At 37.2% G+C, this 14,022-nt stretch carries 11 protein-coding genes; 10 read left to right on the top strand and 1 reads right to left on the bottom strand.

Features of this window, described 5'->3' with window-relative positions:
- Positions 1 to 545 precede the first annotated feature (545 nt).
- Together ACIQ1E_RS06295 and ACIQ1E_RS06290 are read left to right on the top strand one after the other, a co-directional pair.
- Positions 546 to 1,004 carry an FKBP-type peptidyl-prolyl cis-trans isomerase gene (locus tag ACIQ1E_RS06295; RefSeq protein WP_396169724.1) on the top strand — a complete coding sequence of 153 codons (459 nt, stop codon included), beginning with the start codon at positions 546 to 548 and terminating at the stop codon, positions 1,002 to 1,004.
- A gap of 233 nt (positions 1,005 to 1,237) precedes the next feature.
- A complete protein-coding gene (locus ACIQ1E_RS06290; RefSeq protein ID WP_396169722.1) occupies positions 1,238 to 2,506 on the top strand; it encodes a BamA/TamA family outer membrane protein in 1,269 nt (422 codons plus the stop codon).
- A 380-nt stretch (positions 2,507 to 2,886) separates the two neighbouring features.
- On the opposite strand, the gene ACIQ1E_RS06285 is transcribed toward ACIQ1E_RS06290, so the two are convergent.
- Complete coding sequence (locus ACIQ1E_RS06285) at positions 2,887 to 4,434, bottom strand: SDR family NAD(P)-dependent oxidoreductase (protein ID WP_396169720.1); 1,548 nt, start codon at positions 4,432 to 4,434, stop codon at positions 2,887 to 2,889.
- A 150-nt stretch (positions 4,435 to 4,584) separates the two neighbouring features.
- Between ACIQ1E_RS06285 and ACIQ1E_RS06280 the strand changes: the two genes are divergently transcribed.
- From ACIQ1E_RS06280 to secA, 8 genes are all read left to right on the top strand, one after another.
- Positions 4,585 to 4,938, top strand: coding sequence for a hypothetical protein (locus ACIQ1E_RS06280; RefSeq protein WP_396169718.1), 354 nt, complete (start codon positions 4,585 to 4,587; stop codon positions 4,936 to 4,938).
- 62 nt (positions 4,939 to 5,000) lie between these two features.
- Entirely contained in the window at positions 5,001 to 7,388 is a 2,388-nt protein-coding gene (locus tag ACIQ1E_RS06275; RefSeq protein ID WP_396169716.1) for a TonB-dependent receptor, read from the top strand.
- A gap of 19 nt (positions 7,389 to 7,407) precedes the next feature.
- Positions 7,408 to 7,968: a type 1 periplasmic binding fold superfamily protein gene (locus tag ACIQ1E_RS06270; RefSeq protein ID WP_396169714.1), complete on the top strand. Its 561-nt coding sequence runs from the start codon at positions 7,408 to 7,410 to the stop codon at positions 7,966 to 7,968.
- Positions 7,969 to 8,593: 625 nt separating this feature from the next.
- Positions 8,594 to 9,373 (top strand): O-methyltransferase, encoded by a 780-nt coding sequence (locus ACIQ1E_RS06265; protein ID WP_396169712.1) that lies wholly within the window; start codon positions 8,594 to 8,596, stop codon positions 9,371 to 9,373.
- A gap of 164 nt (positions 9,374 to 9,537) precedes the next feature.
- Positions 9,538 to 10,221 (top strand): ABC transporter ATP-binding protein, encoded by a 684-nt coding sequence (locus ACIQ1E_RS06260; RefSeq protein WP_396169710.1) that lies wholly within the window; start codon positions 9,538 to 9,540, stop codon positions 10,219 to 10,221.
- A 105-nt stretch (positions 10,222 to 10,326) separates the two neighbouring features.
- On the top strand, positions 10,327 to 10,896 hold the full coding sequence (locus ACIQ1E_RS06255; protein WP_396169708.1) for a cob(I)yrinic acid a,c-diamide adenosyltransferase: 570 nt from the start codon (positions 10,327 to 10,329) through the stop codon (positions 10,894 to 10,896).
- Positions 10,897 to 11,104: 208 nt separating this feature from the next.
- Positions 11,105 to 11,326, top strand: coding sequence for a DUF2795 domain-containing protein (locus ACIQ1E_RS06250; RefSeq protein WP_007138072.1), 222 nt, complete (start codon positions 11,105 to 11,107; stop codon positions 11,324 to 11,326).
- A 163-nt stretch (positions 11,327 to 11,489) separates the two neighbouring features.
- Positions 11,490 to 14,022 (top strand): preprotein translocase subunit SecA (gene secA, locus ACIQ1E_RS06245; RefSeq protein WP_396169705.1); only part of this gene is annotated, 2,533 nt, incomplete at its 3' end.

Here is a 14,022-nt window from a genome sequence, read left to right as displayed (position 1 = left end):
AATAGAGCTTTGGCTATCGCCAAGATACCAAGTCGGCGGACCACGCTGGTCGAAAACCGCTATCCGGTGCAAATTGCCCGTTCTGCAACAAGAGTATTTGGGTAGAAAAGCCTTCTTTTCTGCTTTTTCTATCAGTTTTACTTGGAGTTTCTCCTGCAAAAGTTTCAGCTTCTCACGCTATCAAAGCCTGTCCCGTTTTTACGGGATGCTGCTTAAAAAACCATAATGTCTGATTTTCACACCCGAGTCCCAGCTGGTGCAAGCGTCACGCTTGTACCTAAAAACAAAATAACACTATCGAACTACAATACTTCCAAAACAATTGCCTCTTTAAAGAAAAAAAACTACTTATGATACTATCAAATGATACTATCAATAAATACACCCAACAACTGCAAAATAAAGGCTTGTGCCAAAAAAATACAGCCCGGTCAAATAACTATTTAGTCCTATAATTCGATCTGAAATACTACTGAGACTTTCAATAAACTAATTCCAATTGCAAACAAATCTTCCTATATTTGCCGCAAAAAAAATAAATTACAATGAAACACATTTTATCCGCACTAATGATCTTGACGCTTTTTATTTCTTGTACTAAAGACAATAATCCGACAGTAGATTATACCGCCAAAAACGAGCAAGAAATCAAAGACTATATAGCCAAAAACAATTTAACCGCGCAACGAAGCGCATCAGGTTTGTATTATGTAATCAATAATCCCGGAACCGGAACGCAACCTACAGCAAGTTCGAATGTAACCGTAGCCTACAATGGCTATTTCACCGACGGAACAGTATTCGATAAAAGTCCTGATGCAGGTATTTCCTTTGGACTACAGCAAGTAATCAAAGGCTGGACAGAAGGAATTCCTTATTTCAAAACCGGCGGAGATGGTGTACTTTTAGTTCCATCACATCTTGGATACGGAAGTTATAATTACCAAGGTATTCCCGGAGGCTCAGTGCTTATTTTTGACGTGAAATTGATTTCTGTTAATTAATAACCAAGAAGTTTATATTTTTCCAAGAAGAAACTAAAAAACATAAACCACAGTAGAATTGATTTTCTGTTGTGGTTTTTTTTGATATAATTTTTCAATCAATTAACCTTAAAAAAAGAATTCTTTTACCTTAAAATTATTCAAATAGAATATATTTTTAGTAGTTTTATATCTTAAAACAATTGGATTGGCGAATTCAACGAAAATAATTTGCATTTAACTTGAAGCTTCATATGAATACTAAAACTATTTTTGAAGCAAAACCAATTTTCCTATTCCTTCTATTCCTCTGTTCGTGGCAATTTACCTTTTCGCAAAACGACACCATCGAAAAAGAAAAAAAACGCCCCCTACGTTCCATTGTCGATTTGTTTACCAAAGAAGACACTCTTAAAATCAGACTCCCTAAACAGAAGTCCAAAACCCGCTTAATAGCCTTCCCAACCCTCGGTTACCAGCCCGCAAATGGTTTCACGCTGGGTTTCATAAGCCAATATAGTTTTAAAGAAAAAGAAAATAATAAAATTTCATTAATTTCCGGAGGAGCATCTTACAGCTCTAAACATCAGCTTCTTACTTACCTTAAAAACAATATGTATCTCAATGATGACCGATACTTTTTCAGTGGTGACTTTCGCTACTATGTTTTCTCCCAATCCAATTTTGGTTTAGGTACCGACATTGTTCCTTATGGAGCTAGTTTTCAAGATTTCGACTACAGCAGCATCGAACAACCGATGGATTATCATTATTTTAAGCTGCACGAAACCATTTCCTATAACCTCTTTCCCTCTTTTTTTCTTGGCGGTGGAATTCATCTCGACAGCTACACGCATATCAAGGATAAAAATTTAGACATTGCCAGTAATAAGTACACGGATCACTACAATTATTCGAAAAAACACGGCTTCAATGAGAACTATTATTTGGTCAACGGATTGAGTATGAATGTAATTTATGACGCTAGAGACAACCTCATCAATACCAACAAAGGGCTGTTTTTGAATTTAAATTACCGCTACAATCCGAAAATATTCAATTATCAAAAAAACAGTTCTACGTTACTCCTTGAATCAAGATATTTTATTCCACTTAATAAAAAAATCAAACAGTATGTACTTGGCTTTTGGGCTTATGGGCAATTCTTGGTCAGCGGAAAATTACCCTACCTCAACTTGCCGGCAATAGGTTGGGACCAAAACAGCCGAAGCGGAAAAGGCTACATTCAAGGACTTTTCAGAGGGACAAACCTGATGTATTTCGAGACGGAATACCGCTTTCCAATCAGCAAAAATCAGATGATTAGCGGCACCGTTTTTGCCAACGCCACCACAGCAAGTGCTACCGACAAAAACCTCCATTTATTCGAATCCGTGCAGCCCGCAGCGGGGGTTGGGCTTAGAGTATTGTTAGACAAAAATACCCTTACCAATTTTATTATAAATTACGGGATGGGACGCCAATCAAATACGTTCTATTTCAATGATGGCGAAGGCTTTTAAGAAGATTTTTTGGGCGTGACCCTTCGCAAAAACTTCGGGTCGGGCTGTACGTTCCCGCTTTTTTTGAAAACAAAAAAGAGCTCCACTGCCATCCCTCACGCGAGACAAGATTGGACAACTTTTAAAAAGTTGGTTCTAAAGTTTTGGGTGATAAGCTAAAAAATGATATTCATTAAGATTCATTAAGAAAATTAAGGCGCACCTATCTTAACTACCTTTATATCCCGTAAAAGTTTAAAAAATAGTAATTGCAGCCTCTTTAGTATGTTAAGAAAATTAAGTTTTGTAGTGCTCTTAATTTTCTTAATGGCCTCAATGGTTTAAAAAATTAATATTTACACAAAACCCAGCAGAACCAAAAATTGGTCAAATCTGAAAAACTACCAAGCAATTGGGCGGTAATCTTTCAAAAACTTCCCAGACCAATGTTTTCCTGTGTTGATTCCGTGAAACAAAGGATCCATTACTCGCGCTGCACCATCTACAATATCCAAAGGTGGCTGAAAGTCTTGTTCTTCCTGCTTTCTCTTGGCTAATTCGGCGGGATCTTCGTCGGTTACCCAACCTGTGTCAACAGCATTCATAAAAATGCCGTCTTTGGCTAAAGTTCCTGCGGCTGTGTGTGTCAACATATTCAAAGCGGCTTTAGCCATATTGGTATGTGGGTGTCGGTCTTCCTTGAAATCACGATAAAACTTTCCTTCCATCGCCGACACATTAATAATGTGTTTTTTGCCTGTGTTATCTTTCTTCATCACTTCCGAAAGACGATTGCACAACACAAAAGGTGCTACGGAATTGACCAATTGCACTTCAATCATTTCAGTGGTTTCTATCTGACCTAACTTCAATCTCCAACTGTTTACTTTTCGCAAATCAACTTGTTGCAAATCGGCATCGAGTTCTCCTTGCGGAAAAACTTCTTTTGCTACTAATGCATTATCAAAACTATACGGAATCTGCGATAATTTGGCAGAAGCCCGCAAACCAATCCCAGGTTCAGGACCGTGCCAAGTCACCGGCATATTTTCATTGGACGAAAAGCCTGATGTTAATACTTTCAATTCATCCAAACAATGAGTATGATCCAATAACAACTCCTGAGCCGATTTTGGCAAAGAACCTACAGGAAGTTCTTCGTTTTCCATCAAATGTGCATAAAATCCTGCTGGTCGTCGTACCGTTTGCGCTGCATTATTGATAAGAATATCCAATCGACCGTATTTTTGCTCAATAAAATTGCAAAAAATCTCCACACTCGGAATATGTCGTAAATCCAATCCGTGAATTTTCAATCGATCTCCCCAATCCATAAAATCCGCTTCTTTAGCAAACCGCAAAGCCGAATCCACCGGAAAACGAGTCGTGGCAATAACAGTAGCTCCACCACGCAATAACATCAACGTAATGTGGTAGCCAATTTTCAATCGAGAACCTGTAATTACCGCAATTTGTCCGTTGACATCGGCAGTCTGAAAACGTTTGGCGTAATTAAAATCACCACAATCCGGACACATAGTATCGTAAAAATGGTGCATTTTGGTAAATTCTGTTTTGCAGACATAACACTTTCTTGGGGTTTCAAATTCTAATTGTTCTTTGCTTTCCAAATCATGCGAAGCCAATAATTTTGGAGCTACAAAAACAGCTGCTTCACGAGCCGAACGAATTCCCGTTTCCTTACGAGCCGTTCTATCTTTCTTTTCTTGTTTGCGTTTGGCTACCGCTTTACCATCTTTTTTTCGTTTGACCAACTCGGCACGGTCAGGTCTAGCAAATTGACCCGCTGCTTTGATTAAAGCAGTTCTTTGCTCCTTAGGAATTTCAAAAATCTGATCGGTTTCTGCGTTCAATTGCGCCAAAATGGCGATACATCGGTCAATTTCTTCCGAAGTTATGGTGGTTTTATTCTCTGTTGCTGCTATCATTAGGTTCTAAAAATCAAGGTGGCAAAGATAGGTTTTTCAAATGAGTGAACTGTCAAAACCTTTACATGTTTAGTGTTGCGCTAGAGAACTCCTAAAAAACAAATTAGTAATAAAATTTATCCATTGTAATTTTTAATATCTTTGCGCGAAATGAAAAACAAAAAATTAATCTCAAAACTGTTATTATTCTCGCTTGTGGCAAGTTTTCTGCTTCAAACGGGGCACAGTTATGAGCATTTATTTTTTGAACCAATAAAAGAAATTTGCAAACACGAAAACAAGGACCACTCTAAAAAGCAAATTACGCACGCTCACGAACTAGTTGAGCAATGTAAAGTATGCAGTTTTTCTGTTAGTTCCTTTATGGAAAACTCATTTGATGTATTTGCCTTAGCTGATTTTGTCGGCAAGCCCATCTATTCGACATTTATAAACGATCAGAACATTCCCTTTTACAAAGGCAGCCTCTTTGCCTTGCGAGCTCCCCCAAGTACGCTTTACTAAATTTAGTTTTTCACTACTAGACTAGTCGTGACTATTTACACCATTAGCGTACAAAATTAAGCATGAAAACAAACCATTTTTTTGTTTTGATTTGTTCATTGTATATCACAGTTGCTTTTTCACAAAACAGTTTGCGAGGTACAATTACAAACCAAAATAAAGTTCCGTTAGACGGCGCTCATGTTCATGTTGGAGAAAATACTTTCTCAACAAAAAAAGAGGGTAATTATCAAGCCAACAAACTGAAAGCAGGCCCAACAAAGATTTTCGTATCTTATGTGGGGTACATTGCTATTGATACTACCATTACTATAACTGGAAACCAAGTCTTAAACTTTGTTTTGAAACCAAACACCATGGCCTTGCATGAAGTATTGATTGATCAAAAACCGAACACACAAAATCAATCGGTTTTAGAACAAAAACTCAAAACATCAACCATAGAACGATTTGGTAACGAATCACTTGGCGATGTTCTTAAAGAAGTGGCCGGTGTTTCTAGTCTAAAAACTGGAAGCACAGTGGTAAAGCCTATCATAAATGGCTTGTTTGGAAGTAGAGTGCCCATCATCAATAATAATGTACGGATGCAGGACCAAGAATGGGGAACAGAACACGCTCCCAATTTTGACATCAATGCTGCAGGCAAAATCACAGTCATCAAAGGATCATCGGGATTGCAGTACGGAGGAGATGCGATTGGCGGTTTGGTGATTATTGAACCTATGGTTGTCAGGAAAGATACCTTGTTCGGCAAGAGCATAATCAACGGCGCGTCCAATGGCCGCGGCGGATCAATTAGTTCCAGTTTGCATCGAGGCAATGTGTTAGGCTGGAGCTGGAATACGGTGGGGACTCTGAAATATATGGGAGACCGCGAAGCACCTGACTATGTTTTATCGAACACAGGAAATCGCGAGGCAAATTTTACTGGTGATATTCGATTTGCTAAAAAGAATTACAATTTTTCAGCGATGTACAGCTACTACTCCGCTAATATTGGAATTTTAGCTGCCTCACATTCGGGAAGTATAACTGATTTATACAATTCTATCAATAATAGTCAACCTAGCGTGATTCGAGATTTTACGTATTCGATTGGCAATCCAAAGCAAAACGTGCAGCATCATTTGGCCAAGTTAAATTATTTGTATCATTTTGATGAAACTTCCTCGATTGCTGCTCAGTATTCGTTTCAATACAATAAACGCTTAGAATTTGATGTTCGCCGCGGAAATTTAAACAATATTGCAGCCTTGGATTTAGAATTGAGTACTCATAATTTTGGGGTCGATTATAAAAAAGCTTGGCATGATTGGCATTTTAAGGCAGGGGCAAATTCGCTTTATCAAAATAACCTTGCGAGTGCTGCGACTGGCGTTCGACCTTTGATTCCAAATTATGACAGATTCGTTTTTGGGACTTATGCTGTTGCAAGTCTCAATTATACTAGCGACCTAGTTCTTGATGCAGGATTGAGATACGATTATTCTGCCCTCGATGCCTCTAAGTTTTATCAAAAATCTCGTTGGATAGAACGAGGATATGATGTATTATTCCCTGAGTTTGTGGTAAAAGAAGTCGGTACTCAAATCCTTACTAAACCCAATTTCGCCTACCATAATCTATCTGCAAGTATAGGGTTTCACAAAACCTTTGCGGAAAATTTAGAATGGTATTTCAATACCAGTCTGGCATCCCGAAATCCAAATGCTTCAGAATTATTTAGCGACGGATTACACCATTCCAATGGGATTATCGAATTGGGTGATTTGGCGCTGAGCAAGGAACAATCTTTCAAGATTTCGACCACTTTGGCAAAACAATGGAATGCTTTTTCGATCGACCTTAACCCTTATATCAATTACATCAATAACTATATGTTTTTGTCTCCTACAGGGGTTGAGATGACCATTAGAGGGGCATTTCCGGTCTGGGAATACGAACAAACCAATGCGAGGTTACTAGGAGTTGATGTACAATCGTTATGGAAAATTAGTTCAAATTGGCAACTCAAATCTGCATTTTCTTATATAAATGGAGATGATTTGTCTAATAATGAGCCCCTGATCGATATGCCACCAATGCAGTTTATCAACACGATTCAGTACTCAAAGAAAGAATGGTACGAATTACTATTGGAATTAAAAGCAGATGTTGTTTTTACCCAAAAGTCATTTCCTGACAATAATTTTATGATTACTATTCTAGATGATGCTAACAATCCATCAGAAGTTCTGCTTGACATCAGCACTCCTCCTCCGGGTTATCAGCTACTGAATTTTTATTCAGAAATGGCCTTTAATACTTTTCACAAAACAAAAACTACTGTTGCCTTTTCAGTACAAAACGTACTGAATACAAGTTACCGCGACTATTTGAACCGTCAACGCTTTTTTGCAGACGAGATAGGACGCAATTTTCAAATTCAAATAAAATTCAATTATTAAACCTTTAAAAATAAATAAAATGAAAAATCTAAAATTTTTACCGCTTGCACTTGTTACTATTTTAACTTTCACTTCTTGTGATAATGATGCAGAAGAAGTAAACGAAGAAGAAGTTATTACTACCGTAACAACTACCTTAACAGGAGGTGGAACAACAATTGTTTTAAAATCAATAGATTTAGACGGGGACGGACCTACCTTACCTGTGTTTTCTACAACTGGTGGTGATTTAAAAGTAAATACCAAATATACAGGTTCCACTACTTTTAAGAACGAACTTGCAAACCCAGCTGAAGACATTACTTCTGAAGTTGCAGCAGAAGGTGACGAACACCAAGTTTTTTACCAAGCACCTGCAACCATTGGCGCCTTCACATACAAGGATACTGACAAAAACGGAAAACCAATTGGATTGTCTTTTGAATTGCAAACTGGAGCCGCAGCTGCCACTGGAAATCTGACTGTTACACTTCGTCATCTACCAAATAAGTCGGCGGCTGGAGTTGCTACAGGAGATATCACGAATGCCGGCGGTGCAACCGACGCAGCTGTTAGTTTTCCAGTAAAAGTAGTACTATAGTTCTAGTTCAAAGTCTAGTCATACTAAACGCTATTCGAAAGGATAGCGTTTGGTTTTTATAAAAAAGTCATTTAAATAGACGCATTATAACATTGAAAAAGAAGAGTTGTTTTTTTTACAGAAAAACGAATTGTAATACACAAAACCAATACAAAACAGTCCAAAATAGATGCTATTTGTCACTCCTTAGGAGTTGCTACGCTCGAGAGTAGGGACGCTTTACAGCGTGACAAACGGACTGATAAGATTATGTTTGTTATAAACTTCCTTTCGAAAAATACCCTACACCAACTGGCTCCACGCAAAACAACTAAAACTACTCCTTATCCTCGTTGAATTTTTAAGATTTTTGAATCTAGACAACTATCTTATACCGATTAGCAATATATAAGAGTCCAATAAATTGTACTCAATATATTGTCTATCGGCATAAACCATTGTAAAATTTTTAAATGGATTAGACCATTTTAAAATTACAATTGGTATTATACCAAACGCATTTTTATTATAGTCCAAAGTGAAATGGTATAATACCGATATAGTATGAAAATAGTCCGATATTTATTGGACTATATTGAATACATAATCGGTATTAGTATCTTTGACATCATTTTTGAAACACTATATGCTATTCCAAATCAAATCTTATCTCAAATTCCTGTGGCATTCCAAAAACGAACATGCGGTGCATTCGCCGTTTGTATTCAACTTGATTACCAAATGCTTTTATGATAAGAAATCTAAACCCGAATACAAGGTTCTAAAGAATTATAGAAATGAACTTTTACAGAACAAAAACACGATTCAAGTAAATGATTTTGGAGTGGGTTCCAAGGTATTCAAATCCAACACAAGACAAATTTCGCAAATCGCAAAAACTGCTGGCATAACTCAAAAACGAGCCGAATTACTGTTCAGAATTACCAATTATTTTCAACCAGAGTCTATTTTAGAAATTGGAACTTCTTTAGGATTCGCGACCTCTGCCCTAGCCTTGGGCAATCCAAAGGCGAAAATAATTACATTGGAAGGTTGCCCGACAACAATGGCAATTGCAAAAAATCAATTGCAATTATTCAATTTTGAAAATGTGGAATGTATCACAACCGAATTTAATGATTTCCTGCAAATCTGCAATCTGAAATCTGAAATCTGCAATCTGATTTATTTCGATGGCAACCATTCAAAAACCGCTACTTTGGAATACTTTGATCTTTTATTACCAACTATAGCTAATGATTCGGTTTGGATATTTGATGACATTCATTGGTCACAAGATATGGAAGAAGCATGGGAAATCATAAAAAACCATCCGAAAGTAACCGTAACTATCGATACGTTTCAATGGGGATTGGTTTTCTTTAGGACTGAACAACCTATAGAACATTTTGTTATTCGAGTATAATCTAACCTCAAAGAACACCAAGATTTTCGTTAGGCTTCCAAAGGTTTCAAAATAATGCAACATGATTTATTTATTGATAAGAAAATTGTAACAATTTATAAAAACCAAACACTTATATTTGAAATTACTTTTCGTACTTTTAAAATCGCAAATAGGATATTCAAATGAAGCCACTAATAAAAATAACCAACATCAAACGAGATTTTGCACTAGGAAACGAAATCGTTTATGTGCTCAAAGGAATTGATTTAGAAATAAATAAAGGCGAATATGTTGCATTGATGGGGCCATCAGGTTCGGGAAAATCAACGTTGATGAACCTTTTAGGTTGTCTAGACACACCCACTTCTGGAACGTACATCCTCAACGGAAAAGACGTAAGCCAGATGCAAGATGATGAATTGGCGGAAATTCGAAACAAAGAAATTGGATTTATATTCCAAACCTTCAATCTTTTGCCGAGAACAACTGCTTTAGATAATGTTGCTTTGCCAATGATTTATGCCGGACATTCCAAATCGGAGCGAAATACTCGAGCTACCGAAGTACTAAAACAAGTCAATCTTGCCGACAGAATGGATCATCAACCCAACCAACTTTCGGGCGGGCAAAGACAAAGAGTTGCTATAGCAAGAGCCTTAGTCAATAAACCCTCTATTATTCTTGCCGATGAACCTACAGGGAATCTCGACAGTAAAACTTCAGAGGAAATTATGGTGCTTTTAGAAGAAATTCACAAAAACGGAAACACCATTATTGTAGTAACCCACGAAGAAGACATTGCAGCACACGCCAAAAGAATCATCAGAATGCGGGACGGAATGATTGAAAGTGATAATTTAAAATAAAGTTAGAAGTCAGAAGTTAGAGGTTAGAAGTTAATGAAAAAAAAACTTCCGATTTTTCTTTCTTCCAAATACTTCTAATTTCTAACTTCTAATTTCTAACTTAAAATGAAAGTATATACTAAAACCGGAGACAACGGCACCACAGCACTTTTCGGAGGAACTAGAGTTCCTAAAGACCACATTCGCATCGAAAGCTATGGCACAGTTGATGAATTGAACTCCTATATTGGACTAATTCGCGATCAAGAAATAGACAATCATTATAAAGAAATACTGATCGAAATTCAAGACCGTCTTTTTACTGTTGGTGCCATTTTGGCTACACCACCCGAAAAAGAAGTAAAGAAAAACGGCGAACTGCGTTTGCAAAATCTCGGAATAATAGACAGTGATATTGATTTACTAGAAAACGAAATCGACTCTATGGAAGAAGCGCTTCCGCCAATGACTCATTTTGTGTTACCAGGAGGCCATACTACTGTGTCATATTGTCATATAACACGCTGTATTTGCCGACGAGCAGAACGACTTGCCGTGCAACTAGACCATAACGAACCTATCCCAGGCATCGTAATAATGTACCTCAACCGACTTTCTGACTATCTTTTTGTCTTGGCACGAAAGTTGTCATTTGACCTGAAAGCGGAAGAAACAAAATGGATACCTAAAAAGTAGTCAGGTTGCAGAAGGCAGAAGGCAGAATTCAAATATTTAGACAACAGATTTGCAGTAATTAATAGATTTTCCTGCTAGCAATCTGAAATCTGTAACCTGAAATCTGCAGCCTAAAAAAACGTTCTTAACTTTACTAAAAAATAAATAGTTTTTTACTTGTATTTTTCAGTAAAAAAATTATTTTTGCACAAAACTAAACAGACATAAGATGTATTGGACATTAGAATTAGCATCCTACTTAAGTGATGCACCGTGGCCTGCTAACAAAGACGAACTTATCGACTACGCCATTAGAGCTGGAGCTCCATTAGAAGTAGTGGAAAACCTACAGTCTATTGAGGACGAAGGAGAAATATATGAGTCAATGGAAGAAATTTGGCCAGATTATCCTACTGACGAAGATTACCTTTGGAATGAGGATGAATATTAAATAAAAATCTCAAGAAAAAAGTCTCAAAAGAGGCTTTTTTTTTTGCTAAATTTGCAGTCTCAAATTGAGAAACGAATAAAATTAAAAATAGTAAAAACAAGAATTACAATTAACAAATTACAGCCTAATTATTAATTCGTAATTTATAATTCATAATGAAAAAATGAGTTTCATAAACAGCATTATCAAAGTCTTTGTAGGAGATAAATCTCAAAAAGATGTCAAAGCTTTACAACCCTATTTAGCAAAAATTAAAACTTTCGAAAATGCTTTAGCCGCATTATCCAATGATGAATTAAGAGCTAGAACAACATTTTTTAAAGACAAAATAAAACAAGCACGTTCTGAAAAAGATGCTAAAATTGCTGCGCTAAAATTAGAAGCTGAAGGCATTGCCGATATCGACAAACGCGAGGACATCTACGTAGAAATTGATGCTTTGGAAAAAGAGGCTTACGAAATTTCGGAAAAAACCTTGATGGAAATTCTTCCTGAAGCTTTTGCAGTTGTTAAAGAAACAGCTAAACGTTTCAAAGAAAATACCCAAATTCAAGTGACGGCCACTGCTCAAGATAGAGAACTTTCGGCTACGAAAACATACATTACTCTTGAAGGAGAAAATGCAATTTGGTCAAATTCCTGGAATGCTGCCGGAAAGCAAATTACTTGGGATATGATTCACTATGACGTCCAATTGATTGGTGGAATGGTGTTACACGAAGGTAAAATTGCCGAAATGCAAACAGGTGAAGGAAAAACATTGGTAGCCACTTTGCCTATTTATTTGAATGCTTTAACTGGAAACGGAGTGCATTTAGTAACCGTAAATGATTACTTAGCCAAACGTGATAGCACTTGGAAAGCTCCATTATTCGAATTTCACGGTTTGACAGTAGATTGTATCGACAACCACCAACCTAATTCTGAAGGCCGTAAAAAAGCCTATAATGCAGATATTACTTATGGAACAAATAACGAATTTGGTTTCGATTATTTGAGAGATAATATGGCGCATTCGCCAGATGATTTAGTACAACGCAAACACAATTATGCTATTGTCGATGAGGTCGATTCGGTTTTGATTGATGATGCCAGAACACCATTGATTATTTCTGGACCTGTTCCGCAAGGTGATCGTCACGAGTTTAATGAGTTGAAACCAAAAATTGAAAACTTGGTAGCTCTTCAACGTCAATTGGCCAACGGATTTTTGTCGGAAGCTAAAAAATTAATAAAAGAAGGAAACACGAAAGATGGTGGCTTCCTCTTATTGAGAGCACACAGAAGTTTACCAAAAAACAAAGCCTTGATTAAGTTTTTGAGTGAAGAAGGAATCAAACAATTGCTTCAAAAAACCGAAAACCAATATATGCAAGACAACAACCGCGAAATGCCAAAAGTGGACGAAGCTTTGTATTTTGTGATTGAAGAAAAAAACAATCAAGTAGAATTGACTGATAATGGAATTAAATTCCTATCCGGCGATACTGATAGTAATTTCTTCGTTTTACCGGACATTGGAACTGAGATAGCTATTATCGAAAAGAAAAATCTTGAGAAAGATAAAGAAGCTGAGGAAAAAGAAAAATTATTCCAAGATTTCGGTGTAAAAAGCGAACGTATCCATACTTTGACACAATTGCTAAAAGCTTATACACTATTCGAAAAAGATGTTGAATATGTGATTATGGACAATAAAATTATGATTGTCGATGAGCAAACCGGTCGTATTATGGATGGCCGACGTTATTCAGACGGTTTACACCAAGCGATTGAAGCTAAAGAAAGTGTAAAAATTGAAGACGCCACCCAAACATTTGCTACTGTAACACTGCAGAATTATTTCAGAATGTACAGCAAACTAGCCGGTATGACTGGAACAGCAGTGACTGAAGCTGGCGAGTTGTGGCAAATATACAAATTGGATGTCGTAGAAATTCCGACCAACAGACCGATGGTTCGAAAAGATAAAGAAGATTTTATTTATAAAACTACTCGTGAAAAATTCAATGCCGTAATCGAAGATGTTACCGAATTATCGAATGCAGGAAGACCAGTATTGATTGGAACAACTTCTGTAGAGATTTCAGAATTATTGAGCCGAATGCTAAAAATGCGTGGTATAACCCACAACGTTTTGAATGCAAAAATGCACAAACAAGAAGCGCAAATTGTAGAAGAAGCAGGAAAACCGGGAGTAGTAACTATCGCTACCAATATGGCGGGTCGTGGAACGGACATTAAATTGTCTGCCGAAGTGAAAGCTGCTGGTGGTTTAGCCATCGTGGGTACAGAACGCCACGATTCACGTCGTGTAGACCGTCAGTTGCGTGGTCGTGCAGGTCGTCAAGGAGATCCGGGAAGTTCACAATTTTATGTTTCGCTTGAAGACAACTTGATGCGTTTATTTGGTTCTGAAAGAGTGGCTAAAGTAATGGACAGAATGGGATTGCAAGAAGGTGAAGTGATCCAACATTCGATGATGACCAAATCTATCGAAAGAGCACAGAAAAAAGTTGAAGAAAACAACTTTGGAGTTCGTAAACGTTTGCTAGAATATGATGACGTGATGAATGCGCAACGTGAAGTGGTGTACAAACGCCGTCGTCACGCTTTGCACGGTGAACGTTTGAAACTCGACATCGCCAATATGTTGTATGATACTTGCGATTTAATCGTTACTGACAATAAAGCGG

The sequence above is a fragment of the Flavobacterium sp. genome (assembly GCF_044348915.1).
Classification (GTDB): domain Bacteria; phylum Bacteroidota; class Bacteroidia; order Flavobacteriales; family Flavobacteriaceae; genus Flavobacterium.
This window is presented reverse-complemented; position numbering and strand designations above follow the sequence as displayed.